The organism is Leisingera sp. SA215 (genome assembly GCF_055902035.1).
In genome coordinates this window covers 1-24,894 of record NZ_JBVVXU010000027.1, presented here as the reverse complement: position 1 = coordinate 24,894, position 24,894 = coordinate 1, and the positions used below count along the sequence as shown (strand labels likewise).

General features: G+C 58.4%; 27 protein-coding genes and 3 pseudogenes. 13 read left to right on the top strand and 17 right to left on the bottom strand.

Going from position 1 to position 24,894, the window contains the following annotated elements; all coding sequences use genetic code 11:
- The first annotated feature begins 212 nt into the window (after positions 1-212).
- On the top strand, positions 213-401 hold the full coding sequence (locus tag AC0KW6_RS19765; protein WP_323776372.1) for a hypothetical protein: 189 nt from the start codon (positions 213-215) through the stop codon (positions 399-401).
- A gap of 51 nt (positions 402-452) precedes the next feature.
- Here AC0KW6_RS19765 and AC0KW6_RS19760 read toward each other — a convergent pair whose 3' ends face one another.
- Positions 453-1,187 (bottom strand): Crp/Fnr family transcriptional regulator, encoded by a 735-nt coding sequence (locus AC0KW6_RS19760; RefSeq protein WP_323776370.1) that lies wholly within the window; start codon positions 1,185-1,187, stop codon positions 453-455.
- A 157-nt stretch (positions 1,188-1,344) separates the two neighbouring features.
- On the opposite strand from AC0KW6_RS19760, the gene AC0KW6_RS19755 reads away from it, so the two are divergent.
- Both AC0KW6_RS19755 and AC0KW6_RS19750 read left to right on the top strand, forming a co-directional pair.
- A complete protein-coding gene (locus AC0KW6_RS19755) occupies positions 1,345-1,581 on the top strand; it encodes a hypothetical protein (protein WP_474035812.1) in 237 nt (78 codons plus the stop codon).
- 180 nt (positions 1,582-1,761) lie between these two features.
- Positions 1,762-1,896, top strand: a complete 135-nt coding sequence (locus tag AC0KW6_RS19750; protein ID WP_474035811.1) for a hypothetical protein — start codon at positions 1,762-1,764, stop codon at positions 1,894-1,896.
- Between the two features lie 362 nt (positions 1,897-2,258).
- Here AC0KW6_RS19750 and AC0KW6_RS19745 read toward each other — a convergent pair whose 3' ends face one another.
- The 8 genes from AC0KW6_RS19745 to AC0KW6_RS19710 all read right to left on the bottom strand — a co-directional run bounded on the left by AC0KW6_RS19745 (position 2,259) and on the right by AC0KW6_RS19710 (position 9,158).
- Positions 2,259-2,816, bottom strand: coding sequence for a hypothetical protein (locus AC0KW6_RS19745; protein WP_474035810.1), 558 nt, complete (start codon positions 2,814-2,816; stop codon positions 2,259-2,261).
- A gap of 185 nt (positions 2,817-3,001) precedes the next feature.
- Positions 3,002-4,141, bottom strand: coding sequence for an NAD(P)/FAD-dependent oxidoreductase (locus AC0KW6_RS19740; protein WP_474035809.1), 1,140 nt, complete (start codon positions 4,139-4,141; stop codon positions 3,002-3,004).
- Positions 4,134-5,630: a M81 family metallopeptidase gene (locus AC0KW6_RS19735; protein ID WP_323776364.1), complete on the bottom strand. Its 1,497-nt coding sequence runs from the start codon at positions 5,628-5,630 to the stop codon at positions 4,134-4,136. Before AC0KW6_RS19735 ends, AC0KW6_RS19740 begins: the two co-directional genes overlap by 8 nt.
- Positions 5,627-6,097: an arginase family protein gene (locus AC0KW6_RS19730; protein WP_323776362.1), complete on the bottom strand. Its 471-nt coding sequence runs from the start codon at positions 6,095-6,097 to the stop codon at positions 5,627-5,629. The genes AC0KW6_RS19735 and AC0KW6_RS19730 overlap by 4 nt, the downstream gene beginning before the upstream one ends.
- Before the next feature lie 10 nt (positions 6,098-6,107).
- Positions 6,108-6,854, bottom strand: coding sequence for an amino acid ABC transporter ATP-binding protein (locus AC0KW6_RS19725; RefSeq protein ID WP_416361481.1), 747 nt, complete (start codon positions 6,852-6,854; stop codon positions 6,108-6,110).
- Positions 6,855-6,876: 22 nt separating this feature from the next.
- The gene (locus AC0KW6_RS19720; protein WP_323776358.1) at positions 6,877-7,551 is read right to left on the bottom strand and encodes an ABC transporter permease subunit; all 675 of its coding nucleotides are present in this window, start codon (positions 7,549-7,551) and stop codon (positions 6,877-6,879) included.
- A complete protein-coding gene (locus AC0KW6_RS19715; protein ID WP_323776356.1) occupies positions 7,544-8,263 on the bottom strand; it encodes an ABC transporter permease in 720 nt (239 codons plus the stop codon). Before AC0KW6_RS19715 ends, AC0KW6_RS19720 begins: the two co-directional genes overlap by 8 nt.
- A gap of 100 nt (positions 8,264-8,363) precedes the next feature.
- Complete coding sequence (locus AC0KW6_RS19710; RefSeq protein ID WP_474035808.1) at positions 8,364-9,158, bottom strand: transporter substrate-binding domain-containing protein; 795 nt, start codon at positions 9,156-9,158, stop codon at positions 8,364-8,366.
- A gap of 112 nt (positions 9,159-9,270) precedes the next feature.
- Here AC0KW6_RS19710 and AC0KW6_RS19705 point away from each other — a divergent pair, with 112 nt between their 5' ends.
- Entirely contained in the window at positions 9,271-10,239 is a 969-nt protein-coding gene (locus AC0KW6_RS19705; RefSeq protein WP_474035807.1) for a LysR family transcriptional regulator, read from the top strand.
- A 673-nt stretch (positions 10,240-10,912) separates the two neighbouring features.
- On the opposite strand, the pseudogene AC0KW6_RS19700 reads toward AC0KW6_RS19705, so the two are convergent.
- Positions 10,913-11,326: pseudogene (locus AC0KW6_RS19700) on the bottom strand (transposase); the annotation flags it as partial.
- Here AC0KW6_RS19700 and AC0KW6_RS19695 point away from each other — a divergent pair.
- Positions 11,279-11,797, top strand: coding sequence for a UvrD-helicase domain-containing protein (locus tag AC0KW6_RS19695; RefSeq protein WP_474035806.1), 519 nt, complete (start codon positions 11,279-11,281; stop codon positions 11,795-11,797). The pseudogene AC0KW6_RS19700 and the gene AC0KW6_RS19695 overlap by 48 nt on opposite strands.
- A 376-nt stretch (positions 11,798-12,173) precedes the next feature.
- On the opposite strand, the gene AC0KW6_RS19690 is transcribed toward AC0KW6_RS19695, so the two are convergent.
- The 4 genes from AC0KW6_RS19690 to gstA form a co-directional block, all read right to left on the bottom strand.
- Positions 12,174-12,581, bottom strand: coding sequence for a nitronate monooxygenase (locus AC0KW6_RS19690; RefSeq protein WP_474035805.1), 408 nt, complete (start codon positions 12,579-12,581; stop codon positions 12,174-12,176).
- Between the two features lie 318 nt (positions 12,582-12,899).
- Complete coding sequence (locus tag AC0KW6_RS19685) at positions 12,900-13,133, bottom strand: tautomerase family protein (RefSeq protein WP_323776350.1); 234 nt, start codon at positions 13,131-13,133, stop codon at positions 12,900-12,902.
- Positions 13,134-13,136: 3 nt separating this feature from the next.
- Entirely contained in the window at positions 13,137-13,517 is a 381-nt protein-coding gene (locus AC0KW6_RS19680; RefSeq protein WP_474035804.1) for a nuclear transport factor 2 family protein, read from the bottom strand.
- Positions 13,514-14,125, bottom strand: coding sequence for a glutathione transferase GstA (gstA, locus tag AC0KW6_RS19675; protein ID WP_474035803.1), 612 nt, complete (start codon positions 14,123-14,125; stop codon positions 13,514-13,516). The genes AC0KW6_RS19680 and gstA overlap by 4 nt, the downstream gene beginning before the upstream one ends.
- Positions 14,126-14,234: 109 nt before the next feature.
- Between gstA and AC0KW6_RS19670 the strand changes: the two genes are divergently transcribed.
- On the top strand, positions 14,235-15,119 hold the full coding sequence (locus AC0KW6_RS19670) for a LysR family transcriptional regulator (protein ID WP_323776345.1): 885 nt from the start codon (positions 14,235-14,237) through the stop codon (positions 15,117-15,119).
- Positions 15,120-15,984: 865 nt separating this feature from the next.
- Here AC0KW6_RS19670 and AC0KW6_RS19665 read toward each other — a convergent pair.
- A complete protein-coding gene (locus AC0KW6_RS19665) occupies positions 15,985-17,232 on the bottom strand; it encodes an NAD(P)H-dependent flavin oxidoreductase (RefSeq protein WP_323776343.1) in 1,248 nt (415 codons plus the stop codon).
- Between the two features lie 104 nt (positions 17,233-17,336).
- Between AC0KW6_RS19665 and AC0KW6_RS19660 the strand changes: the two genes are divergently transcribed.
- The 7 genes and pseudogenes from AC0KW6_RS19660 to AC0KW6_RS19630 all read left to right on the top strand — a co-directional run bounded on the left by AC0KW6_RS19660 (position 17,337) and on the right by AC0KW6_RS19630 (position 23,927).
- Entirely contained in the window at positions 17,337-18,203 is an 867-nt protein-coding gene (locus AC0KW6_RS19660) for a LysR family transcriptional regulator (protein WP_323776341.1), read from the top strand.
- Between the two features lie 117 nt (positions 18,204-18,320).
- Entirely contained in the window at positions 18,321-18,818 is a 498-nt protein-coding gene (locus tag AC0KW6_RS19655) for a cytochrome b/b6 domain-containing protein (RefSeq protein WP_474035801.1), read from the top strand.
- An 802-nt stretch (positions 18,819-19,620) separates the two neighbouring features.
- Positions 19,621-19,935 (top strand): annotated as a pseudogene (locus AC0KW6_RS19650) (transposase); the annotation flags it as partial.
- Between the two features lie 520 nt (positions 19,936-20,455).
- Positions 20,456-21,643, top strand: a complete 1,188-nt coding sequence (locus AC0KW6_RS19645) for a tyrosine-type recombinase/integrase (protein ID WP_474035800.1) — start codon at positions 20,456-20,458, stop codon at positions 21,641-21,643.
- Positions 21,640-22,662, top strand: coding sequence for a hypothetical protein (locus tag AC0KW6_RS19640; protein WP_474035799.1), 1,023 nt, complete (start codon positions 21,640-21,642; stop codon positions 22,660-22,662). Before AC0KW6_RS19645 ends, AC0KW6_RS19640 begins: the two co-directional genes overlap by 4 nt.
- 130 nt (positions 22,663-22,792) lie before the next feature.
- Complete coding sequence (locus tag AC0KW6_RS19635; RefSeq protein ID WP_474035797.1) at positions 22,793-22,990, top strand: helix-turn-helix transcriptional regulator; 198 nt, start codon at positions 22,793-22,795, stop codon at positions 22,988-22,990.
- 445 nt (positions 22,991-23,435) lie between these two features.
- Positions 23,436-23,927 (top strand): helix-turn-helix domain-containing protein, encoded by a 492-nt coding sequence (locus AC0KW6_RS19630; RefSeq protein WP_474035796.1) that lies wholly within the window; start codon positions 23,436-23,438, stop codon positions 23,925-23,927.
- 189 nt (positions 23,928-24,116) lie between these two features.
- On the opposite strand, the pseudogene AC0KW6_RS19625 reads toward AC0KW6_RS19630, so the two are convergent.
- A pseudogene (locus tag AC0KW6_RS19625) lies at positions 24,117-24,344 on the bottom strand (type I restriction-modification enzyme R subunit C-terminal domain-containing protein); the annotation flags it as partial.
- A gap of 66 nt (positions 24,345-24,410) precedes the next feature.
- A partial coding sequence (locus AC0KW6_RS19620; RefSeq protein ID WP_474035795.1) for an integrase core domain-containing protein occupies positions 24,411-24,894 on the bottom strand: 484 nt, incomplete at its 5' end.

Genomic DNA, 24,894 nt, shown 5'->3' with positions numbered 1-24,894 from the left:
GCGCGTGCGGAAACCAGCCTGCGGCGGAATTCCGCGCTAACCTGCGTCAGTGCGGAGTGGCCTGGAAGCAGGCTAGGTGATCCCTGCCGGCCAGTTACATGCCGGTGTGTTTTTCCGAGTACCCGAGAGGCGTGGGGGGCCTGCCGCCCCCTTAGAAGGTCTGCCTGCAGTCCTCGCTTCTGCTTCTCGGAACGTCCAGAAAGGACAACCGAATGACATCCGAAATCAACAAACCCGCCTTGACAATGACCGCAGTCAAGGCCGCCTGCGACAAGGCACCTGCCGGTCCCAAAAAGGATGCTGCCCTGAAGCATTACCGAGCCGCTGAAAAGGCACAGACAGCAAAGAACCACACCGATATGAACAAGGAGCTCGGCGCGGCGCAGCACGCACTCGGGTAACTTCTGGCATCCGGCTTACGGGACGGGCCGCGCTATACAGCGAGGCCCGCCTTATTTCAGGAAAGGTCTGGCTTGATCCAGATAGGCTGGGTCGAACTCGGCCAATGCGACCAGACGGTCATAGTTGTCAAAGACCACTTTGCCCGTGCGGAAAGTGACAAGCCCGTCCTCACGCAGCTGCCGCAGGACGCGGTTCACATGGACCGCGCTTAGCCCGAGCGCATCGGCGAGATGATATTGCGTCAGAGGGCAGTCATATTCCGCTTTGTTGCCCATCCCGACCAGCTCAAGTCTTGCACCAAGTTCCAGCAGGAAATGCGCCATGCGTTCATCCGCGTCGCGCCGCCCGAGCCCCACAAGATGCTCAACCACCATCGCTTCATCCCGGGAGGCGGCCCAAAGAATGGCCATCGCCAGCCGCGGGGTGTCAGCAAATGCCGTTATCAGGTCGTCTGCTAAAACTTCTGCCGCTTGAACCTGCATGATCGGCTCGATGCTGTGGTCCGAGGTGTGAAGCAGAACACTGCGCAGGCCCAGAAAATCGCCCGGAATCTGAAAGTCGACAATCTGGCGCGCCCCGTCCGGCTGGATTTTGTAGGAACAGACCCAACCCTCCGACAGAATGTAGGCCGCCTGTTCCGGCTGACCTTGATGCACAAGGTCACGTCCTGCCGCAAAGGTTCTTCGGCGCTGATGCAAACGCTCCAGAACCGCAAGCTCTCCCGCCGACAGAGCGACGAATGCCATGAGCTTTCTAGCGAGCGGAGTGTTTTCGATGGCGTTCATGGCCTTTCCCGAATTGGCGCGGCACGGCTTTCTCAAGGAAACCAGCGCAGGGACTGCTTTCTATCAGTCCAGCATAGCGCAATTTCTGCGAGGATGATCAAGTTCATCACCCTCCACCTGCGGTTTGATGAGCGAGGCAAAGGAAGGATAGCCCAAGATGCCCGAGCAAACTGAATATGCCGGAATAGCGGCGCTAACGATTTGCGAGACGCTCCTGCTTGCCATGAACGACTACCATCTGTTGCCGGAACATGAGGTCGTGGGCGTCCTCCGCGACGCCGCCGCGAGCCACGAGAACGCTGCCGGTCTTGGCTCTAACGCTGACATGCACCGGACAGTCGCCGACATGATAAACCAGATTATCGCAGGGGGAAACTCGGTTCGGCGGCCGTGATGCAGCCTGGCCAATAACACCTGCGGCCCGGGACAAGCCGCCGCGATGCAATGACAGGTTCGATGCAGGCGCGAGGTTTAACTGTTCAAGCTCATCCGGCCAACGCGCTATTCAAAGCCGGGTGCAGCAGGATCACGTCTGGGAAACAAACGCAACCAACCGACTTTGAAAGGAAATCAAATGTCAAAAGGTGATAAGAAACGTGGCAACCGCGAAGCGAAGAAGCCTAAGAAGGTCAAGGAGAAGATTGTCGCAACAGCCGACTTCACCAAGGGCAGGTCCGTGGTCAATGTTGGGGAGAAGAAGAAATCGTAGCGGAGTACGCTTCTAGCGGTGAACCACTGGGGGGCTCGGCCGAGTGGACTTCAGGCGGGCGGGTCCAGTCTGAGACCTGCTGCGCCAGCGCCTCAGAGGCGGCCAGCGGACACTCTCTGCAGGCGTGAGCGGATTAGTTCGGAAATCATGAAGCACACATTCGTCTCGTAGCACGCATTTTCCATTCCGTAGAAGTGATTGCAGCTGCAAGGTCCATGACGGCATTTCCCATTGATTTGAACAAAGTGACTTCCCAAGCGCTGTTGCGCCCAGCCTTGCCCTGCGTCAGCGTTTAAAAATCTCCCAGAATGTCAGATTGTGATATCTTTGCCTGCGTCCAAGGGGATCTTCAACTCTCCTGCTTAAATGGCTGCAAATATCGAGTTAACAAACAGGCGGGAACGCTCCAGGACGGTGTCGTCCGCTTCACGCATATTCGGGGTGAAGGCGACGATCAGATTCACGTGCCGGCCTTCCTTCAACCAAGCGCCCTGCAACAGTGGCTCGGTGGCAAGAGTGGCGGCACTGACGATGTCAGCTTCGCCAACGGCCGAGGCCAGACCGGATACCGCTGCTGCGCCCCAGCCGATGGGGCGCAGGTCTTCGGGCAGACGTTCAGCCGAGTCTGGGGTCACGTTCCACACCCGCACTGTTTTGATCGGGCTTACGGTGCGGAAAGCTTTGGGCAGTTGCGCCGCGACCTTACCGGCCCCGAGGATCAGGAGGTTGCGGGCCTCCTTGCTTGCCAAGTGTTTGGCCCCCAATGCAGAAGCGGCGGCAGTGCGCCGCGCTGTCAGAACCGAGCCGTCGAGCAGCGCCTGATGAACGCCGGTTGCCCGGTCAAACACTAGGACCGATCCGCCAATGTCCGCAGAGGGCGCGCGGCGGTTTCCGGTGTGGCGGCCACAATTTTCACGCAACCCACAGCATTGGTCTAGGCCGGCATCAGAAGCAGTTTGGCGTCTGACACGTCCTGCATCGGCATCGAATGGTGGTGCCTGCGCGGCGCGGCCAGACCGCTGTCGAACAGCGCTTCCATCTGATCGATCAGGTCCGTGAACGGTAGAGCCTCTGCGGTGGCTTGGGCTTCAAGGATCTTTATGGCTCAGCTTTCGAAACGGGAGGGAGAGAAGATCGCAGCGGTCACGCCCGCGTTGACGACATCAATTGGCAATTCCGCGCCGGTCAGAAGGGCAGCGGCGATCTGGCCGACGGCGGGCGAGGTCTGGATGCCGTAGCCGCCAACGCCAGCCAGCCAGAACAGCCCCTCGGCCTGGCCGGAAAACCCGATGACCGGCAGGCGGTCAGCCGCAAAGGTGCGCAGGCCGGCCCAGCTGTGAGCCACATGGTTCACTTCCAGCGTGGTGCATTCGCTGAGGTAATGCGCCGCATAGGCAATATCGAGTTCCTCGGGCCAGGCATCATGGGGGGCGACCGGGGTTTCATCCGCCGGGCTGACCATCAGCTGGCCAGCGTCAGGTTTGAAATAGAAGACTTCGTCGATCTCGTTTACTTCCGGCATTTCGGCGGTGTCATAACCTGGTACCTTAACGCTGATAGCAGTGCGGCGGTGCGGGATGATACCTAAGGGAGATGCGCCGCACATTTGCGCAACCGGATCGGCCCATGCGCCAGCCGCATTGACGACGGTCCGGGCGCGCAGCTCTCCGCCCGCAGTCTCAAGGATCCAATTGCTTCCTTCGCGCCTGGCAGAGATCAAGGCGGCGGACTGGCGGAATTCAGTCCCTGCTTTCTTGGAGGAGCGCGAATAGCCCTGAAGCAAGTTTTCAACCTCCACATCCCAGCAATCTGGATCGTAGAAGGCACCCTTGACCCAGTCCGGGTCGAGGAAGGGCATTTTCTCCAGTGCCAGCTCGACAGACAGAAATTCAACCGGTGCAGCCCCGTCTGGAGTGTTCGCCTGTTCCTTCTCAAAGACCTGACGCAGGTAGTCCGCCTTTTCGGCCTGCGCAATCAGCAAGTTGCCGCGCCGGCGCAGCAGGTCGACCTGGGAAAACCCTTCAGGCGGGGACGTCATGAAGGCGGCGCTGGCCTGCGTCAGCCGTCCAGTAACATCCGAATGGAAGCGGCGGGTAAACTCGGCAGCGGAGCGCCCCGTCGCGTGGTAACCAAGCGAGGCTTCCTGTTCCAGCAGCACAACCGAGCGCTGATTTCCGAGGAAATACGCAACAGAGGTGCCGGTGATGCCGCCACCGATGATGGCGATATCATAGATTTCAGTCATTGATCTGATCCAGTGGAAAAACAGGCCGCCGCAGCCGGGCATAGCTGCGCCGCCTGACGTCAGGCGTGCAGAGCCCGCCCGCATCGGTGACGATGATTTCCGAGGCAATGGGCGCAAAGGCCCCTTTGAAGTGCTGCATGGATTTCACCGCCAGAACGGATTTTTCAGCTGGTTCGATTCCGGCGGCACGAAACACGTTCTTGTCCAGCATCTGCATCCGGTCGGAAACGATCATAATGTCGATACCCTGCACCCGCAGGCAAACCGAAAGCCCGGTAGAGCCCGGTAATCCGGTGAACATAGGCCCTTCAAAGGTGAAACGGCCTTCGCTGACGGTCACGACCCGGCCGGTGACCTGCAGGGGCCCTCCGCCCACGGTTGGGTCGGTTTTGCCGCCGATGGAAAGCATGACATCAGCGCCAACCCCATGAGCGGCGAGCTCGGCCGCAGCTGAGGGATCATAAAGCGCCCCGGCTGCTGCGTTTTCAATCCCGGCATCCAGCATTGCGGCAATCAGCGCGGTGCAGTCGCTGTATGCGCCTGATCCGGGATTGTCGGAATAATCGGCGACCACAATCGGGCCGTTGCCGGGAGCGGCTTGCGTCAGCCGAGCAATGCCGTCCTCTAGCGGAACGGGCCGGTCCCATTTGTCCCTGTGCGACCATATCTGCGCGCAGACCCGGTCTGCAACAGCCGCTGCCGCAGGGGCGTCCGCCGCATATGTATCATGGGTCACCAGAACGGAGGGCCCGGAGGCCCAGACATCTGCATCGGTGAAGCCGGCGTTGATGGCCACATTCAAAATGCCAGGGGCTTCCATTTCTGTCGCCGCAAAGTCCAGCAGGCGGCACATCGGGCCGTCATCAGTTGTGCGTCCGTCATCGCAGCCCACTAGCATCGGCGGGCGGGCAATTGAAAGGCACGGCGCAATCACGCCCTGCATCGCCCGATGCAGCAGCGTGCAGGCTTCCACCCCGACCTCGCGCATATCCACATGCGGGTAGGTACGGAAGGAGACCGCGATCTGTGCCAGCTCCGCCAGCTCATCCGAGACATTGGCGTGCAGATCCAAGGTGACGGCCAGCGGGATATCGTTGCCGGTGACGGAGCGGACCGCGCGCAGAAACTGGCAATCTCCGTCCTCGTCGCTTTCGGTCACCATAGCCCCGTGCAGTGCCACAAACACCCCGTCATAGCACCCGCCTTCGCGCAGCCGGCGCAGGCATTCAGCGGTGATTTCCTGCCGCGCAGCCTCAGTTACCGGCCCGCCGGGTTCAGCATGGGCGGCGGTGATATAGACTGGCGTCCAGCCGCGCCCCTCGGCCACGTCGATTGCGCCACCCACTTCCGATCCGGTGCCGCGGAAATTTGCTGGGATCTCTTCTCCCTTGAAATAATGCGAAGCGTGAAAATCCTGCATCCCGGTACGCATCACGGTGAACGTATTGCTTTCGTTTATGAATTCTATGATAGCCACGCGGTAGGTCATGCTGCCGCCTTTGGCTGTTCTGCACGCGCGCCGATATATTCCAACGCCAGCGACGCCCCGAGCACCGCAGTCGCATCGGCGTGGTCATAAGGCGGCGAAACCTCAACAATATCCTTGCCAACAAAATTCATGTCCACGCTGCCGCGCAGGAACTGTATGATGTCATTGGGGCTGAGCCCGTCCACCACCGGCGTGCCTGTGCCCGGCGCATAGGCCGGATACAGACTGTCGATGCGGATGGAAAAATAGGCTGGGCGATTGCCCACCACCTCGCGCATCTTGGCCGGCGCGCCACGCCAGCCGTTATCGTGCAGCCAGTCGCGGTAGAGCACGGCAATCGGGTGATCATCGTCATAGAAGGTGCGGATGCCGGAATAGGGCATCTCCACATGGGTGCCACCGGGACCGGTCGCGCGCGAAAAGACACCCTCTTCCCCGAAGGAAAGAATATCGCTCTGAGTTTTCATGTTTCTGGCCTTAGTGGTTAATTACTTGGTCGAGGAATTTGCACGACCGCGCGTGCTGCGGATTGGTGAAAAAGCTTTCAGGGTCAGCAACTTCAACGATCTCTCCGGCGTCCATGAAGACGATCCGGTCCGCTACCTTGCGCGCAAAGCCCATTTCATGGGTGACGCACATCATGGTCATTCCGGCGTCGGCCAGATCGCTCATGACCTCCAGTACTTCGGAGATGGATTCCGGGTCCAGCGCCGAGGTCGGCTCGTCAAACAGCATGATATCGGGCTTCATGCACAGGCTGCGGGCAATGGCGACGCGCTGCTGCTGCCCGCCAGAGAGCTGCGAGGGGTATTTATGCGCGTGCTGCTCCATGCGCACCTTGGCCAAAAACTCCATGGCGGCGGCTTCGGCCTCGGCTTTGGGCGTCTTGCGGGTGTAAACCGGAGACAGGGTGCAATTGTCCAGCGCGCTCAGATGTGGGAACAGGTTGAAATGCTGGAAACACATGCCAACGTGGTCGCGGATATTGCGGACTGCACTCTTGCTGTTGTCCAGGACAATCCCGTCCACGGTCAGCTGACCTGACTGATGCGGCTCCAACCCGTTGACGCAACGGATCAGGGTCGACTTTCCGGACCCGGAGGGGCCACAGACCACGATTTTTTCGCCGCGTGCGACATCCAGCTGGATGTCCTTCAGCGCATGGTAGGCGCCGTAGTGCTTGTTCAGGTTGCTAAACTTGATAGCGATGTCGGAAGAGGACATTATTTCACCTTTTTGCAGCATGTCAGGCCATCCATTTGATGCGCACTTCCATCCGGCGCAGGACCCATTCGATTACCAGAACCAGCAGCAGATACTGCACGGCAGCGACGTAATATACCTTTAAATCAAAGGTTTCTGAGAAGATGTAGCGGGCCTGCCCCATCAGATCGAAAACGGTGATGATCGCCAGCAGCGAGGTCGCCTTCAGCAGGAGAATGAACTCGTTCCCGATCGCAGGGAGCGCTTTGGCAAAGGCGATCGGCAGCAGCACCCGGCGGAAGGCGGTCCAGCGCGTCAGGTTCAACGCCTGATTGGCCTCCAGAATGGAGGTGGAGATGGTATCAAGACTGCCGCGGATGATCTCAGCCTGATAGGCGGCGGTGTTCAGTACCAGCGCCAGCAGCCCGCAGTACCAGGCATCGCGGAAGAACCACCACAGGCCTGCCGCACGCAATTCCCGGCTGAACTGACCAACACCATAATAGACCAGAAACAGCAGCACCAGCAGCGGCATGCCGCGGAACAGATTGGTGTATCCAAGTGCCAAAACCCCGACGATACCCTTGGACTTCGAGCGCGCAACGCCAATGGGCAGAGCGAGGAAAAAGCCGAAGAAAATCGCCAGCCCCGTCAGCGATGCAGTGGTCGCAAGACCGTTCCACCACAGGCCTCGGAAGTCGAGCCACAGATCAAGCATTGGCGGTCTCCATTCTAACAAATCCTTTGGAAGACCGTTGTTCCAGCCGTTTCTGGGCACGCGAGGAGAGCGTGACGAGCAGGATGTAGACCGAGGCGACTAAGAGGTAGAAAAAAAACGGTTCGCGGGTTGTGTTAATGGCCAGATTGGCAACATGGGTGATGTCGCTAAGTGCGATGACCGACACCAGAGAAGTGTCTTTTAGCAGGATTACCCAAAGGTTTCCGAATCCGGGAATGGCATGTCGCCAGAGCTGCGGCAGGATTACTTTGAAGAAGGCGTTGAATGGTGACAATCCCAAGGATTGTGCTGCCTCCAATTGTCCCCGGCCCACCGCGTTCAAAGCCGCGCGCACAACTTCGCTGCCGTACGCACTAATCACCAGACTGAGAGCGATAAGCCCTGCCGCAAACGGGCTGATGGAAAAGGAACTGCCCGGCACGATCCAGTTCGCTGCCACGGAGATCAGGATCTGCGACTGAAAATATATGATCAGCAGCGTCAGGATCTCGGGCAGGCTCTTGAAAACCGTCGAATAAATGCGTCCGAGGATGCGGATGGCCCGGAATGGGGAAACCTTGGCCCAGTGAATGATGAAGGACAGCAGGATCGCCACGGGAAAGGTCGCAATCGCCAGAACCAGCGTAACGATCAGCCCATGCAGAAGCTCATCACCCCATCCTGCATCGCCGTAGGCAAGTAGAGAAAACACATCCACCTCAAACCTCGCGTCGGAAAAGAAACCAAAAAGGCGGGCTGTTCATGCGAAGATCAGCCCGCTGAGATTGCGCATGCCCGGCCAGGTGCCGAGCTTACTGACCGTAAAGCTGGCTTACGAATTGGGGCTGGCCCATGATGTCGAAGGCAAAGTACTGCGCGCGGACCTTGTCATAGGTGCCGTTCTCAATGATCGTGGCCAGTGCGGTGTTTACCCGTGCCTGCAGATCGATGTCTTCCTTGCGGAAGGCCAGACCAGCACCGATTGTGCCGTCCAGCAGGAATTCCTGACCGACAAAGTCACAGCAGTCGACGCCGTCCGCCATCCAGTCGCCAATGGTAAACTTCGATTCCAGAACCAGATCCAGCCGCCCGCTTTCCATGTCCAGGAAAGCTTCGCCCAGTTTCGGGTAGAGCTTGACCTCGCTGTCGGGAAAATACTCCTGCAGCACCTGGCCGGCAACCGACCCCGACTGGGTGCCGATCACCATGCCTTTCAGCGACGCCGGGGTTGCCTCTTTCAGGCCCAGATCCTTCAGCGCGGCAAAACGCATGGTGTTGAAGTAATAGGGGTCCGAGAAGTTGACCTTCTCCATGCGGGCTTCGGTGATCGCCATAGAGGCGGCCATGACATCGAACTTGTTCGCGTTGAGCGCCGGGATGATGCCGCCCCATTCATGGGTGCTCCACTCGCACTCAACCTTCATTTCGGCGCAGATCGCATTGACGATATCAATGTCGAACCCCTGAATCTGACCGCTTTCCGACACGAAGTTGAACGGCGCATAGGCGCCTTCGGTGCCGATATGAATTTTTTCGGCATGGGCCAGCCCGGCGCTCAGCGCCAGCCCCATTGCCGCGGCGGTAAAGGGTTTGATGGGTGTGTGCATGGTCTTTCCTCCTGGATTGAATTTTTTGTGCCGGTCCCTGATCCCCTCCAGGAATAGGAATTAGTTTTTTTAGAGATGCCGAAAGGACGCATACTCAGCACATAAATATTTGTTGGCTGTTGAAAAAATCAAAGCAAAAGAACTATTTCTAACTATGATAAAAACTAATGGCCAAACCCGAAGCCTTCGGCGCCTGTTGACCCACCTGCGCGGCCTGCGTGCCTTTGAAGCCGTGGCACATTATCAAAGTTTCACACTTGCCGCCGAGGAACTGGCGGTCAGCCAAGGGGCGGTCAGCCATCAGATCAAACAGCTGGAGGAGCGTTTCGGCACCCGCCTGTTCAAACGAACGCGCCACGGTGTTTTACTGGAACCGGAGGGCGAGTTGCTGAAAGAGGTCTGCGGCCGAGGCTTTGACGAGATTGGCGAAACCCTGTCATTGATCAGCCAACGACGGGAAACGCAGCTTCTACGGGTCCGGTCGGGTCCGTTTTTTGCAATGAAGGTCATCGCGCCACGGATCTCCGAATTTCTCAGCGCCAATCCCGGCCTGCAGCTGCATCTAAGCAACCTTGAGCCGGATTCAGCATCGCTGGGGTCCGAGGACGTGTTGATCAAGTATTGCGTGCAGCCGCCCGCAAACTCCGTATCGGTCGAAATCCTGAAGGAAAAGCTTGTTCCGATTTGCAACCCGTCCCTGACCGCGGAAGGCAAGGCCTATGACGAGATCATCGCTGACACAGGCATCGCCCGGCTTCATTACCGCGACATGAGCGACTGGGACGACTGGCTGAAACTCTATGGCGGCAACGGCCGCACGGCCACGCAGAACCTCATCTTCGATGACCAGCACACCATTCTGGAAGCCATACGCTCAGACCAGGGGATCGGTGTGGCCGATCGTTCGCTGGTCCGGGAGGATGTCACCCGCGGCCGGATCGTCATCCTGTCGGAGAATTATCTTCGCCCGGAAACTTCCTACAAATTCATCTTCAAGCAGGAGCGCGCAGAATCTAATTCGTCGATCAGGCTGTTCCGGGATTGGTTGGAAAACGAGGTGACGAAACTACAGGACTTTTAGCGTCAGGATTTCGGTAACGGGGACCTACCAGTCAAGCGGTTCTAAGCAGGCAAATTGATCCGCCAAAGCGGTTTCACCGGTTCTATTGTAGCCCGTCCTGCTTTCTGCCGCGGCTTTCGGCTGAGGTCCTTCGGGTACATGCTTCGGTCCATGGTCAGCGCGCTGGCTGCCAACATGATGCTGGTTCGTTGCAATTCCGATGCGCCCACCTCATTGGCGTGCTTGACGGAAGCCAGCGACAGTCCTGACCTCCGCTGCCCGGCAGTGGTTAACAAGGCTAACCATGGGAGGGGCATCACCGGAACCACGCCCCTGCGGGACCTCGAAAGCCTGCGATCAGGCAGGCAGCGGGTGGTGCAGCATTCGGTCGGCCCATGTTCGGCGCGGTATCCGGCTGGAAAACTGCGCCTTCGGCCCAGATTCGATGGAGTATCACCGCAATACGGCGAGCCAAGTCAACCATCGCGCGCTTGCGCCCACGGCGCTCTGCGAGCTGGGCTGCCGTGCTCGGTGATCACGCAGATCGCGGTCTTGGCCAATGACATGTCCAGTCCGACAAACATTCTCATCCCATAGCCCTCCAAGTCGATCCGATACGGGGCGCGTCGGCAGCTGACCTGTCAGCATGCAAGCGGTAACGGGCGGTGTGCAACGCAAGCCCCGTTACAGCACCTCACATCCAGTAAGTGACGAGGGCGGCCAGCGCGATTGCTGAGAAAAAGACCTTCGGGCATCTGTCGTATCGGGTCGCCATGCGCCGCCAATCCTTCAGCCTGCCGAACATGATCCGATTGCGGCGTTTGTAGCGGCACTTGCCGTACTTCACCGGTTTTCTCCGCTGTTTCCGGTCAGGGATACAGGCGCGTACCCCTTTGTCTTTCAACGCGTCCCGGAACCAGCCGGCATCAGAACCACGGCCTCCGGGCAGCCAGCCGGCATCCGGCAGGCTGCTCAACAACACCCGCCCCCCGATGTCGTCGCCGACTTGCCATGCCGTCACGAACAGGTTGAAAAGGCATCCGCGGCTGTCGCAGATCTCATGCAGCTTCGTGTTCATGCCGTCTTTGGTTCGCCCAATCAGGCGTCCATGCACCTGACCACCAGAAAGTCCAAGGATACAATCCTCGAGAAGCTTGGCAACAAGGTCCAACAGGACATCGTGACCAATGATCGGGAGCGAACGAACGTGCAGGTCCTGGCCGGGCCGGGGCCGGGCAAGACGCGGGTGCTGGCGCATCGGATCTCCTACCCGCTGCGCATGAAGTGGGAGGATCCGCGGGGCATTTTAGTTCTAGCCTACAGCAGGCATGCCGCCGCCGAGATCCAAGTGCGGCGCCGCGCTGATGGGCGACGATGCGACCGGTGCCACCGTCTCGGCGTGCGCGGCCGCGCGCATGCGAAGCAGGCTTTTGCTGCGGTGAAGGATGTCGGCGCCTATGTAACTATAGTTCTGCAATGGTGGAAGCCGGGCGGGTTTTTCACGGCATCGCGCGGTATCACGCCGGTGACGGTTCAGAACCGGGCCAGCCAGGAGGTTCTGGTTCCATTGGCATGTTAACTGGCCCAGGGCGTCCTGACCCCGGAGATCGAAGACCTCCTGCCGCGGGATCGGATCGCAGAGACGCACCGATGGCTGAAAACGCCCAGGCATACTGGCAAGTTCGTTCTGGACCACAGCGGCAAATCCCCACCCGAACTGAGCAGGCGGCGGCAACCATGCCCCCGCCTGTTCCAGTATAAGTGTTTCCGGCGCTTTCCGGATCACCGCAAGCTATGAAGCTGCCCTTGCCAGACACCGCTGCACATCCGCCGTGAGGGTCGCCAGGATATCGCTGGCAGGCGGCGCCGGGCAAATCAGCCCGATGCCTTCGCCGGCAAAGGCGGTTGCAACATCCGGATCCCCGGCATCCTGAGCCGCCGCCCATTTAGCCGCTTCAGACCCGCATCCTGCCACAAGGCGCCCTCGCAGCCTTGCCATTTCTGGACAAACGTGTTGCGCAGAACACAGTCGTTGTAGCGGCCGGGCCTTTTGAGGCCGCGGACCACGTCCACCACCCCCTTGCGGATTGTGTCGTCCCCGTCGCCGCCAGCGCGCGATCCAGAATGCGCGGATGCACCAGCGACTCGCGCGAGGCCCAGAACCGTGTGCCGATCACCGCGCCATCCGCTCCCAGCATCAAGGCCGCAGCCAGACCGCGCCCATGCGTGATACCGACTGCAGCACAGAGCAGCGCCTTGCTGTTCCGGCGCGCGATCTCATCAGCGATTTCGGGAACCAGTGCAAAGGTGCCGCGCGCCTTGCCAAGTCCGCCGGCGTCCGCACTCCAGCGCCTGACGCGCATCTGGCAGGGTCTGGACCTGGCAGATCAGCGGCACACCGGCGTCCCGGATCGCAGGCGCAAAAGGCGCCGGGTGGCCTAAGGACAGGAACAGTGCCGCTGGAATGCGCGCCCACACTTGATCAAGCAGTTGCGGCTGTTCCGCCAGCTTCCAGGTGATCAGCCCGCAGCCCGCACGGGCGCCCGCGGCGATGTCGAACTGCTGGCCGATCCACGCGGCATCCCAGTAAGCCCGCCGATCAGGCCCAGCCCGCCGCGCGCCGCCTGCCGTAAAGGCTATCGGAGCCTGGATCACCGGGCAGATGATCCCCAGCGCCTCTGTCAGCCGCGTCCTCTTTGCGCCTGCTTCCGGTACTCCTGCACCGGCAGGCCGCTAACGCCCCAATCCTCCAGCGGGACCTCATTGATCACCACGAAGGTTGTCGCCGGGTTTTTGCCGAGAACGTCCTGCAGCAGATCGGTGACCCCGGCGATCAGCTGCGCTTTTTGGTCTGCGCTTGGGCCGGTGCCGTCGGGGCCGCCTTCGCGGGTCACTTTGATATTCACATAGGGCATCGGTCAGTCCTTTCGCGGAACATAGGAAAACACTTTTGCAATGATGCGCCATTCGGCGCCGTAGCGGACAAGGGTGAGCAAATCGTGGAAGTCGCGCCCCATCATAGTCATCCGGGCGCTGACACGGGCCAGCCGGTCGCTGGCAAAAGCAATCTCCAGGATCTCCTCCTCGCGCGGGTCACCACGTTTGACCGGCGGCTCACGCCCGTCCACGCGGCGCATGTAGGTTTCCAGATTCAGATACAGTTCATCGCCTTCGGTGGCGCAGACATAGGCCAGCTGCGGATGAAAGACCTTGCGGAGCATGGCGCTGTCGGCCTGATGGAGGCCCTCGAAATAGGCCTCCATCAGGTTGCTGACCATTTTGTGGTCAGCGGGCGTCATTGGATCAGCCCTTCGGCGCGCATTGCCGCCTGAGCCGACGGACGGGCGGCAATGCGGCCCACAAAGGCGGCCAGCTGGGGCCAGCGGGCCAGATCTATGCCGGTGAAACTGGCCCAGTTCGAGACTACGAACAGATAGGCATCGGCGACTGAGAACCGGCCGGCAACCAGCCACTCGCGGCCATCCTCCAGCTGGGCCTCTATGAAATCGAACTTGCCCGCCACAGCGGTGCGCGCGTCGTCTTTGCCTGCCTCGGATGTAGCCTCGCGGAACAGCGGGCCAAAGGCCTTGTGCAGTTCGGTCCCGATCCAGTTGAGCTGTTCCTGCATCCGGGCGCGAGCCAAGGTACCGGCGGCCGGCGCCAGGCCTGCCTCCGGGTGGCTGTCTGCGATATACTGCAAAATAGCCGCCCCTTCAGTGAGAATGCTGCCATCGTCCAGGCCCAGGGCCGGAACATAGCCTTTGGGGTTGATTGCGCGGTAGTCCGCGCCGCTATCGGTCCGGCCTACTGCGGTATCCACGGCTTCGATTTCAAACGGGCGGCCGGTTTCATGCAGGGCGATATGGCTAGCCAGCGGACAGGCACCGGGTTTGTAGTAGAGTTTCATGACAGTCTCCTGTGTTGAGCAATGCCCTCTGACTACCTCCCGACATGATTGATTGATAATATTGTGTTTTCACACTTATGATGAGAAATATTGATCATGATGAGGACCCATGAAACACGAGCAGCTCCTTGCCCTGGAGGCGATCGTCGCGACCGGCACCTTCCGCGGCGCGGCTGATCGGCTGCACAAGTCACAATCCGCTATCAGCCACACCATCCGCCAGCTGGAAGAGGAACTGGAGCTGGAGCTGTTCAGCCGCGCGGCCTACCGGCCCGCGCTCACCCCGGCCGGCGAAATATTCTACCGCGAGGCATCACGGGTGCTGCGCCAGATGCAGGGGCTCGGAACCACCGCCGCCCGGCTGCGCGCCCGTGAAGAGCCGGAGCTGAACATTGCCGTCAGTGCGACACTGGATCTGGACACATTGCTGCCCGCGCTTGCCGGCACCGGGCGGCGCCACCCGGCAACCCACCTTCGGCTGCGGATGGAGATGATGGGCGGCCCGATCGCCCGGCTGATGGAGGGCAAGGCGGATATCGCGCTTGCGTCGCTCGACGGGGTGTCGCTTGACGAAGTGGAGGCCGAGCCGGTTTCGGAGGTGACCATACGGCCGGTGGCCAGCCCCGATCTGAACCTGCCGGCCGGCTCCGGCGCGATTTCGGCAGCCGAATTGCAAAGCCATGTGCAAGTGGTCGCAGCGGGCACCGGCGGTGCTGGGCATGACCAAAGCCGCGATTTGCTTCCAGGCGGGCTGAAGTGGACAGTTTCCGATCTAGCGGCCAAGAAAAAGGTGATCCTCGCCGGTCTCGGCTGGGGCGGCCTGCCTGACCATATGACGGAAGAGGAGCGGCGGTCCGGGGCTTTGCTTGCGTTAAACTTGGAAAGGTTCGCCGTGCGCCGGACAATGATTTTCAAGATGAGGCGCAGAGACCGGCCAGCCGGGGTGGTGGCCAGTGAGCTTTGGGACAAGATCGGGGAGGTCAAACCGGCCTAGTGCAGGCTATGTCCAGCACTGCGGATCCCGGTCATTGAAGCGGCCGCAGCAAAATTGCGGTTCGCATTCCCTCCAAGCTAAACAACTTCGAGCGACCGGCCCGGTGAAAACTGCCGCGCTGCAGCCTTGTGAAGTAAGTTTGCGCACCTGACAGGTGGCAGGCGGGTGAGTTTGCAAAGGGCGCTACCTGCGAAATGTTGACCTGCTGGGTTGTCCAGGCTGCTTTTGCAGCGAAGGTCTGGTTGGTCCGCCAGGGGTGAATTCGTGCCAGTCGCCGCGAATAGCGGCTCAGCCCTGGATCGGCCGCTCGTGCCCGATCCAACGAACTGGCAGTCTGAGCCCATTGTGACCAATGCTGCGCGATGCACGAATTTCTGCTCCGCTCAACCGCAGCAGGCGGGGCCGGAATGCCATCGACGTTCACCGGCAGAAAATGAGTCCCCTGACCGGGCGACAGATGCCCTTCTTGTTCAGGTCTCGCCGGCGCCCAAAAGTATAGGGTCGTGCCACCTCGTAGTGCTGGGCAGCCCGTGCCCGTGTCACACCGGCAGCACCGGCTGCCAGCAGGATTCCGAGTTTTTTGTTGTCGCCCCACTGCCGACACCGCTCGACGTCCGCAGCCTCGCTCAACATCGGCCCTCCCCCCAAGACACGTCGCAAACGTTTTTTTTGCAAGTCTCTTAGATTCTGCAGGCTCCGTTTGGCAGGTGGCCTCAACCTGCCGCCCCCCCATTTTCCAAGCGTTGCTCGAGCAAGAAAACCGCAAGTACCTATTCCTAGGTATCTTGCCGCTGAAAGGTCAACGACGGCGCAGCACGAGGCCATACGGCGCACCACGAAGTTCACAGGAAAATACTGGCTGGCGTCAGCTTGATTTGCAGTCTAGCGGCGGCAAATCCAGCAGCGTGCAGGTCAGGACTGACAACTCTTTCGACACATCAGACAAAATGGATTCATCGAGTATCGGCATGGCGCCATTGTGACAAAGTTCCCTTGCCTTCGCGACCATATCCTCTCCATGCTTTTCAATTAGCGCTTTTGCGTCAATCCCGGCCTGGCATTCCTGGCGAATGCAGTGAAGAGCCGCGTCCGAATACCCATGCCCTTCATTCTTCTCTGGTGCGGAGGATACCGCACGAAGGGCTGGCCTAACATCAAATGCACGGGACAACTCATCGACGATTTCAGCCGCAGGCCTAATCGACTGAATCTGTCCGACACCTTGACCGGCATAGAGACTCAGCTTTTCTGCCATTTTCGGATTGTCCACCTTGCGAATGCCGCCGCCCATGAAACGCAGCAAGTTCCAACCGCCCCTTCCATCGAGGGACCGATGCGGCGTGCCCAACTTCCATCCGTAAGAATACCCGGTTCTGAACTTGGGTCCATCCGTGTCGGTCTTGACGAGTTTCTCTTTGTAGGCATCGTGTGCATCGCATTCTAGCGATGCTAGAAAGGCGGTACCGCACCAAACTCCAGACGCCCCGAGGCATCGCGCCGCCCGCGCAGCACGGACATCGTTGATCGCACCTGCGGCGATGACGGGTCTGTCACCTGCAATGTCGGCCACCGCGGGCAGCAATGCCATCAGGCCAACCCGTCCTCTGATATGCCCGCCGGCGTCAATGCCCTGGGCAATCAGTATGTCGGCACCTTCAGCCACGGCCTTTTTGGCTTCGGCCAAGGACCCCACCTGAACCATGGTGACAATCCCTGCATCCCGAGCCCTGGGAATGACGTCCTGAAAATCGCCGTAGAACAATGAAAGCACCTTGGGGCGCTCTTCAAGAACAACCGAGAGAGCGGCATTGAAAAATTCGGGGCCGCCATATTGCGGCACCAAATTCACTCCAAAGGGTTTGTCCGTTAATTCGCGGGTGCGGTGGATCCATCCTCTAAGCGTTTTTGGCAGGACACGCAGGGCGCCCAGATGGCCAAGCCCGCCTGCGTTGCTGACGGCGGCGACAAGATCCGGCCCGCTGAGGCCAGCCATAGCTGCCTGAAAGACGGGAGTTGAAATTCCGCAGGTCTCAGCAAGGCCTGTTCCGGCTTGATTGCCCGCCGACGGCTGCCTGACCTTCTCACCTGTTCCCCAGTGTGCTTCCTGCTTCATCCAAGCAACCTCCCTTACAGTGAACTGCTGTTGCATTAGACAGGCAGCTGAACATCCTGTATACAGAACATAATGAAATAGTACGTTCTGTAAATGAGAATGAAATGGAACTCAAAACACTGCACACCTTCGCTACTGTCGCCAGCATCGGAACCATTGGCGGTGCGTCCAAGGAACTGAATTGCGTCCAGTCCAATGTGACGACCCGGATCAAGGCGTTGGAAGCGGAATTGGGGGTCAGCCTGTTCAACCGGAGCCGGGCGGGAATGGCGTTGACCTCAGCAGGCGTGGCATTCCTGCCCTACGCTCAAGAGGTCATTCAGGCAGAAGAACGCGCCCGCGCTTCGGTCGAGGCCTTCGAAAGCTCGGTCAGGTTGCTGAGGATCGGCAGCATGGAAAGCACGCTTGCAGTACGCCTGCCTGGGGTCCTGTCATCATTTCGCGCGGAAAACCCGGACCTTCGGCTACAGATCCAATCGGGGCCCACTGAAGAGTTGATCGAAAAACTTCTTCAAGATCAAATTGATATTGCCTTGGTTGGTGGAAAGTTCAGGCATGCCGATCTCCAGGGGCACCCGCTGTTCGCCGAAGAAATGGTGATGATATCAGCGCTTGAATTCGAATCGTTGGAGGACTTGGGCTCCCTCCCGGTGATCGTATTCAAACTGGGATGTTCCTACCGCGACTATACCCGGCGCTGGATGCGCATGTCTGGCCTGGCGCCCAACGAGGTATTCGAACTGGGGACGCTGGATGGCATTCTGGGATGTGTTGCATCCGGTGTCGGGGTCAGTTGCCTGCCGCGTTCTGTCGTAGACGGCAGCCAGGCCCGCAACCTGCTGCGCATTCACACATTGGACGATCCGGAGCGTTTCATCGATACTTATGCTATGCTGAATCCTAAGTCTGTCCGCAATGGCGCGGTGGATGCGTTTCTACAGACCACACGAACGACACTGTTTGCAAATTAAAACGCGGTCATTTGTGACGTTTATCATTCTGGAATTGTGATCGTATTCATCATTATTTCACGCTACTTGAGATTAAAGGCGCGCCGTATGGTCTTCTCAATCACAGAGGAGACCACCATGAAGCTCGAAGACACCGGCCTGCATTTTGGCCTTGTGACCGTGATCATGCATTGGGTGGGCGCCGCCTGCATTCTATCTTTTGCAACTGGCGTCCTGTGGGAGGCCATCACCGAGGCGAATGAAATCCGAAACGCGACATTGCATATCGGTGCGCTCACTGCCTGCCTGCATCTGTTCCGGTTGATCTGGCGTTTGAGAAACTATCACCCAGCCCCATTGGGCGGTGCTAATCCGGCCCAGGTTTTGGTTGGGCGCGGTGTGGCTTTGGGCATGCTCCTGGCCGGCATCGTGCTGCCGATGATGTTCTGGTTCAAGGAATGCGACGCAATCGCGTCCCCAATTGGTCAGACTTGGTGGTACGCGTCTCTATTCTGGATGGGCTTCACTTGCTGTCTGCTAGGCCTGCTGCTGCACCTCTTCGGAGTCTATACCCATGTGTGCAAGTTCAAGGGTGACAGTCTGAAGCGCATGGTGGGAATAACCACCGAGCTTTGATCCGCGATGTCAACGGCCCTTGACCTTCCACTGAAGTTTCATCCAGCCGCGACCGGAGTCCGGTTGGTGTTTACGCTGATCGGCGCAGTTATCCTCGTGAACAGGGTATGTCTCGGTATCAACTTTGCTGTCGCCACCGCCAGTTGGCCCTGTCTGAGGTATAAGGTATGAGGTTAGGGCAAATCAGTCGTTCAGCGAGACGCCTTGCAAGATGTTCAAATTGTTTTTCTTCACTTCGGCTTGTTATGCTTTCCAGCTTGTATTCGAGAAAACCTGCATCCAAATCGATGTTCTCTTCGCCTCGCGAGGCCGAATACTGTTCCGGACGTCGCCCCCGCATAAATTCAGATGGTGTTGGAAAATCATCTTTTGACAACGCACTACTCACATTTCTTGGTTTTGCTCTGAGAGTGCCTCCTCAACCGAACCGTGTCCAGACGGTGTGAAAATCTCTCGCAACCAAAATGGGTGCAATTAACGCTACGGCTGGAAGCTGGTCAGAATTGCTCGAGTGGCACTGAGACGCCCAATGGACACCCAAAGCATTTTACAAAGGTGGCTAACCGACAAGACATGCAGTCAAGTTGCTGTTTTCATTCGATAAAAATGGTGTCCGGGGGCTGTTCTAAATCTGGTCTAGATCCGAGTGCAATCCGGTTCAGTTCCCGTCACAGGCACCGTCAGCACGGTAAGCACCAGCAATTTAAGGGTTATCAGCCTCGTAGAGATGGGGTCAACAGGTCAGGATGCATTGATTTCCGCCGCACTGCATGATTCACGGCTCGGAAAATGGAGCTGTGACATGAGCGATCTTTTCTGGCTGACCGACGAGCAGATGGCCAAGCTCACCCCCTTTTTCCCGAAGCCGCATGGCAAGCCTCGGGCCGATGACAAACGGGTGCTGAGCGGGATTATCTTCATCAATCGCAATGGGTTGCGCTGGGGAGATGCCCCCGACGCCTACGGGCCGCACAAAACGCTCTACAGCCGGTGGAAGCGTTGGAGCGAAAAAGGTATCTTCGCGCGGATGATGGCCGGGCTGGCCGCCGAACACGGCGAGAAAAAGACGGTAATGATCGATGCGACCTATCTGAAGGCACACCGCACATCGGACGCTTCGTACTTTGCCCAGAACTCAGGGATCGTCAGGTTTTCGATGTCGTCGCACAGAATGCCAAACCCGATCTTCGCGCGCTCAAACTCCGACAAAGTGCGCCCGTTGGCGTCCTCTGCCGGGGCCAACGCCACGATGAACTTCTCCATGCCCTTCGACGGCTTCGGGAGGTTCTGCGGCTGGAAACGCCGACCGGACCAGCGCCAGGTTCGACCCGCCCCCGCGAACTGATGGCACGTTACTTCTCAGAATTGTGTACGGAATGTGTGACAAACGCTTAAGCTCCTGCATCAGATTTTGCAGAAGAAACAGAGACTTAAGACTGATCTAATGGTGCCCGGGGGCTGCTTTGAACATCGGTTCTGAACAGTTCCCGGACATTCCCGCACCGGAGGTGGCATACGTATTTTCAACCGTTTAACGGATTCTCGCCATTCCCGCTTGTTCCGCTGAGTTCCTCTACCTACAACATAAAGGAATGGGGCCAAAAGTGGGGCCAGAAATCGGGAGCGGTTCAAGCCCAATGAGGGAAACGAACAAACTCAGCGCCGCGAGGGTCAAGGCTGCCGCAGCCGGGAAACATGGCGACGGCGGCAATCTGTGGCTTCACAAGCGCACCCCGGACCGCGGCAAATGGCTGTTGTACGTGACCGTGCATGGCCGCCGCCGGGAAATGGGGCTTGGCCCTTACCCTGAGGTATCCCTCAAAGAAGCCCGCGAGGAAGCGGCGAAATGGCGCGCCTTGGCCCGGCAGGGGCTGGACCCGATCAAGGAACGCCAGCGGGAGCGCAGGCAGGCGGAGCGCAACATGCACCTACTGCGGGACATTGCCGCCGACGCCTTCGAGGCGCGCAAAGCTGAACTCAAAGGCGACGGAAAGGCGGGCCGCTGGTTCTCCCCCTTGGAAATCCACGTCCTGCCGCGCCTGGGAGCTGTGCCCGTGGCGGATATTGACCAGATCGACATTCGCGACACGCTGGCCCCCATTTGGCACGAGAAGGCCGAAACCGCCCGCAAGGCGATGAACCGGCTAGGCATCTGCTTGAAGCACGCCGCTGCGCTGGGCTTGGATGTTGACTTGCAGGCGGTAGAGAAAGCGCGCGCCTTGCTAGGCAAACAGCGCCACAAGGCAAAGCATATCCCGGCGCTGCCCTGGGCCGATGTGCCTGCCTTCTATGCCAGCCTGAATGAAGGCACAGTTACCCACCTTGCCCTGCGCCTGCTCATCCTGACGGCGGTTCGGTCTGGTCCGCTGCGACACCTGCATATTGACCAGATTGACGGCGATGTTTGGACCATCCCAGCGGAGACCGTGAAGGGCCGCAAGGATGCCACATCGGATTTCCGCGTGCCTCTCAGCCCGGAGGCGCTGGAAGTCATTGAGGCCGCAAAAGAGCGCCAGCGCGAGGGGGTTCTTTTCCCCAGCGTGCGTAAAGGGGTCATCAGCGATGCGACGATGGCGCGGCTGATGGAGCGCAGAGAGATGGAAGCCCGTCCGCACGGGTTCCGGTCTAGCTTTCGGGATTGGGTGGCAGAGACCACCAACACGTCCTTTGAGGTTTCGGAAACCGCGCTGGGTCATGTTGTCGGCGGCAGCGTTGAACGCGCCTACCGCCGCACGGACCACTTAGAACAGCGCCGCGTGCTTATGGCACGCTGGGCGGATTTTGTGACCAAGGGGCGCAGTGGAATTATAAGGATAGCTGTGTGAGATTTTTTGTTGAGATCGAGCCCCCGGAGACCGCCTACATACACGAAGCGGCCCAGTGGATCGCATTCGGAAAGATTCCAGAATTCTATAGCTCTCCAGAGTGGGGGGACGAATTCGATATCCGCGGCGATGAAAGTGCCGAGCTCGAATTCTTGAAAGCAGCGGTCGACGTTGATTATCAAAATCTACCAGAAGCGATTCCTGAAGTCCTCTCAGGGATCGACCTCCAAACATTTCAGGAGGCACTGGGCACTACGCTAGGAACAGAAATCGAGGAGATTAAGCGACAACGCCAGAACTATGAGAACATGCTAGGCATCATTGATGAGAGCGGGAGCACTCCTGAATTTTCGGAAATACGCATTCAAATGTTGCGCGAAAATTTAGCTCGCTGTGATCGTGAAATGGAGTTAGCTAAAGTCATTCAGCCGACCATTGAAACTCTCCTGAGCTACGAAGAACGGGCAAAGGCAAAATTGTTTTATGCGCTATCAGCCGGAGAGCTTGACGCCATCGGTTGGCACATGTGCACGCAAGAAGATGATAATTCTGAAACGGTTCGGTGGGAGGAGCGAAGCATCAATACCAGCCACTGGCGCATGAGTGAAATCGACTGGCAACGTGCTAATCTCGGGAAAAGGGAGGATAGTTCTCCATCTTGGGTAGCTGTCCGGGTAAAATTCCAAGAACTCCTGGCCCTGTTTCCTCAGCCGGACCTTCCAGGTGAAAACCTAACCGTCTCAAGATACGGCAGGACATTAACACACATTGGCGCCCCCCAAAGCCGAGGCACCGGCCAAGACCGCGGGAAGGGGAGGCCACTCAAGGGTGGCGGAGCAGTGAAGACTGCTGTCCTGAATCACTTCTCAAAGCGTCATGCTGCTTCGGACCTACCTGAAAAAAAAGAAGCAATCATTGAGGAAGCTCGCGCGTGGGTCCAAGATTTGTTCGAAGAAGACTTGTCCCGCGCCACCCTGCAGAGACACCTTAAGCCCTTATTTTCCAAGATGACAAAGTAAATGCCCAAAAATATGCCCATTAATCGCGAGCTACACGTGGCGAGTTCTGGGCCAATTCGTCGGAATTTGGGCTCTCTCCTTTATTCACAAAAATGATTGCCTGACACACCCTTCCTGCATCGACCACCAGATGCAGGAGTATGCCGAGATGCCCGAGAAACACTATCGCCGAACCGATGTTGAAGCGATCACTGGCCTGAGCCGCACCACAATTTACGCGATGATGAACAGGGGCGAATTTCCTCGCCCTGTGCGTTTGACACGCAAGGCCGTGGCATGGCCGGAAAGCGTCATCACCGAATGGCTGAATAGCCGCGAAGCGGCATAACAAAACCCGCCCCCCTAAAATACTGGGGCGCGGGCTGTACGTGATTTGCTTACGGGCTTTGACACCCGCAATCCTACGCCCTTTGCCCCGACATAGCAAAGGATATCAAATGAGCAATGGTCACTGCTACAGCAGTCCGTTCCGAAACGCTTGCGGTGTGAATCAAAAACGTATCAACCACCCCGCAGCACACGAAACCCAGATACGGCACTTACAAACACGGTTCGGCCTGAACCGCTCTCAGGCTGCCCTCTACGCAGAACTCCATTTCGGAGGGCACCCCCATGAGAAATGTTGATTGGTCATCCTGCGACCACCTAGAGCTCGCACCTAGCCAACAGAAAGAATGCGGGCCGGATATTGCCCTGCGGCAATTGGGAAATCGCAAAAGCCTTTGGATTTCCAGGCTGATGGCTAAGACCGCAGCGCAGCAGGAGCCCGCACCATGAGCCGCAAACCGTACAAAAGGAAAAAGCGCGGCACTGGCCGACATGTGCAACTACATGAGTGGCTACAGGCTTCCCTCGCATGGAGGAGCCTTAAGCCGGGCCCCCGCGCGCTCTATATTGAACTGAAGCGCCGCTACAACGGCAATAATAATGGAGCGATCATTCTGAGTCACCGGGACGCAGCAAAGGCTCTGAATGTGCACCGCAACACAGTGGGTGACTACTTCAGGGAACTGGAGGAACGGGGCCTCATCCACGCGACGCGCGGCTATTGCCTTGGTCCTGCTGGAATAGGAGAGGCTGCGCATTGGGCATTGGATGAATTGCCAACCCAAGACAGCAAACCTGCTCGAAAGGCATTTATGCGCTGGACTGGAGCTGAAAAGCCCCGCACAAACTCTGTGCACAAGCGACCCAAACAATGTGACGCTACGCCAGAAAACACCTCTGGACGAGAGCTCCCCGTCCTAAAAATCGTGACGGGATAGGTCTAATTCTCAATTTGGGCGGCACAAAAAGCAGGACATATATACATCTAGCCATAGGCAGGGCCCTTTTGGGCCTTGCCGACTTTCTACGAACCTGAAAAATCGAAAGAGCGCTCTTCTCGACAAAAGCAAACATCAGCGAACTTGCAGCCAAGCACGGACCTGATCCAGATCGAAAACCGCTAGCTGTCAGGCTGCCACCGCTTCGTTCAGCGTTCTAACGATCTTGATGATCTCTTGAGCTTGCTCACGGTCAAAGATACCCGCAATGCCCATGTCATCCAGATCCGTGAAGGGACTTTCGTAGAAGGACACAGGGTCAACGAAGCCGCTTTCTGTCAGACTGTCTACAACCATATCAAGGAATTCAGCTTGGTCTGAATTCAGCTGATTTTGTGATACGAAGGTGCTGAAGGCCTCCTTAGCTGTAGTGGTTCAGATGTGATCTGACAGTTGCCCGGATTTCCGGCGGCGTCTGTCAGGTCAGGTTTGGTTCAGGAACTTTCCCTTCCAGATTTCCTTGCCCTCGATCATGGTCTGGAACGGCGTTCTGCCGCAACACATTTTGCCCTGATGAGTGCGTTCGTGGTTGTAGCAATTCAGCCATTCATCGAGATCGGTTTGAAGCGCGTCGATGCTATCGTAGAGCTTCTTGCGGAACGCAACCTGGTAGAACTCTTGCAGCACCGTCTTGTGGAACCGCTCGCAGATCCCGTTCGTCTGGGGCGATTTCACCTTGGTTTTGGTATGGTCGATGTCGTTGATCGCCAGGAAGAGCTGGTAATCATGCTTGTCGGCCCGACCGCAATATTCCGTGCCCCGGTCGGTCATGATCCGCAGCACCGGCAGGCCGTGCTCTTCGTGGAACGGCAGAACCCGGTCGTTGAGCAGATCAGCCGCCGTGATGGGCGTTTTGGTGGTGTAGAGCTTGGCATGCGCCACCTTGCAATAGGTGTCGACGTAGGTC

Coding starts and splice junctions, on each gene's coding strand:
- AC0KW6_RS19765 (WP_323776372.1), top strand. CDS start 213: ATGACATCCGAAATCAACAAACCCGCCTTGACAATGACCGCAGTCAAG.
- AC0KW6_RS19760 (WP_323776370.1), bottom strand. CDS start 1,187: ATGAACGCCATCGAAAACACTCCGCTCGCTAGAAAGCTCATGGCATTC.
- AC0KW6_RS19755 (WP_474035812.1), top strand. CDS start 1,345: ATGCCCGAGCAAACTGAATATGCCGGAATAGCGGCGCTAACGATTTGC.
- AC0KW6_RS19750 (WP_474035811.1), top strand. CDS start 1,762: ATGTCAAAAGGTGATAAGAAACGTGGCAACCGCGAAGCGAAGAAGCCT.
- AC0KW6_RS19740 (WP_474035809.1), bottom strand. CDS start 4,141: ATGACTGAAATCTATGATATCGCCATCATCGGTGGCGGCATCACCGGC.
- AC0KW6_RS19735 (WP_323776364.1), bottom strand. CDS start 5,630: ATGACCTACCGCGTGGCTATCATAGAATTCATAAACGAAAGCAATACG.
- AC0KW6_RS19730 (WP_323776362.1), bottom strand. CDS start 6,097: ATGAAAACTCAGAGCGATATTCTTTCCTTCGGGGAAGAGGGTGTCTTT.
- AC0KW6_RS19725 (WP_416361481.1), bottom strand. CDS start 6,854: ATGTCCTCTTCCGACATCGCTATCAAGTTTAGCAACCTGAACAAGCAC.
- AC0KW6_RS19720 (WP_323776358.1), bottom strand. CDS start 7,551: ATGCTTGATCTGTGGCTCGACTTCCGAGGCCTGTGGTGGAACGGTCTT.
- AC0KW6_RS19710 (WP_474035808.1), bottom strand. CDS start 9,158: ATGCACACACCCATCAAACCCTTTACCGCCGCGGCAATGGGGCTGGCG.
- AC0KW6_RS19695 (WP_474035806.1), top strand. CDS start 11,279: ATGCAGCTTCGTGTTCATGCCGTCTTTGGTTCGCCCAATCAGGCGTCC.
- AC0KW6_RS19690 (WP_474035805.1), bottom strand. CDS start 12,581: ATGCGCGTCAGGCGCTGGAGTGCGGACGCCGGCGGACTTGGCAAGGCG.
- AC0KW6_RS19685 (WP_323776350.1), bottom strand. CDS start 13,133: ATGCCCTATGTGAATATCAAAGTGACCCGCGAAGGCGGCCCCGACGGC.
- AC0KW6_RS19680 (WP_474035804.1), bottom strand. CDS start 13,517: ATGACGCCCGCTGACCACAAAATGGTCAGCAACCTGATGGAGGCCTAT.
- gstA (WP_474035803.1), bottom strand. CDS start 14,125: ATGAAACTCTACTACAAACCCGGTGCCTGTCCGCTGGCTAGCCATATC.
- AC0KW6_RS19670 (WP_323776345.1), top strand. CDS start 14,235: ATGAAACACGAGCAGCTCCTTGCCCTGGAGGCGATCGTCGCGACCGGC.
- AC0KW6_RS19665 (WP_323776343.1), bottom strand. CDS start 17,232: ATGAAGCAGGAAGCACACTGGGGAACAGGTGAGAAGGTCAGGCAGCCG.
- AC0KW6_RS19660 (WP_323776341.1), top strand. CDS start 17,337: ATGGAACTCAAAACACTGCACACCTTCGCTACTGTCGCCAGCATCGGA.
- AC0KW6_RS19655 (WP_474035801.1), top strand. CDS start 18,321: ATGAAGCTCGAAGACACCGGCCTGCATTTTGGCCTTGTGACCGTGATC.
- AC0KW6_RS19645 (WP_474035800.1), top strand. CDS start 20,456: ATGAGGGAAACGAACAAACTCAGCGCCGCGAGGGTCAAGGCTGCCGCA.
- AC0KW6_RS19635 (WP_474035797.1), top strand. CDS start 22,793: ATGCAGGAGTATGCCGAGATGCCCGAGAAACACTATCGCCGAACCGAT.
- AC0KW6_RS19630 (WP_474035796.1), top strand. CDS start 23,436: ATGAGCCGCAAACCGTACAAAAGGAAAAAGCGCGGCACTGGCCGACAT.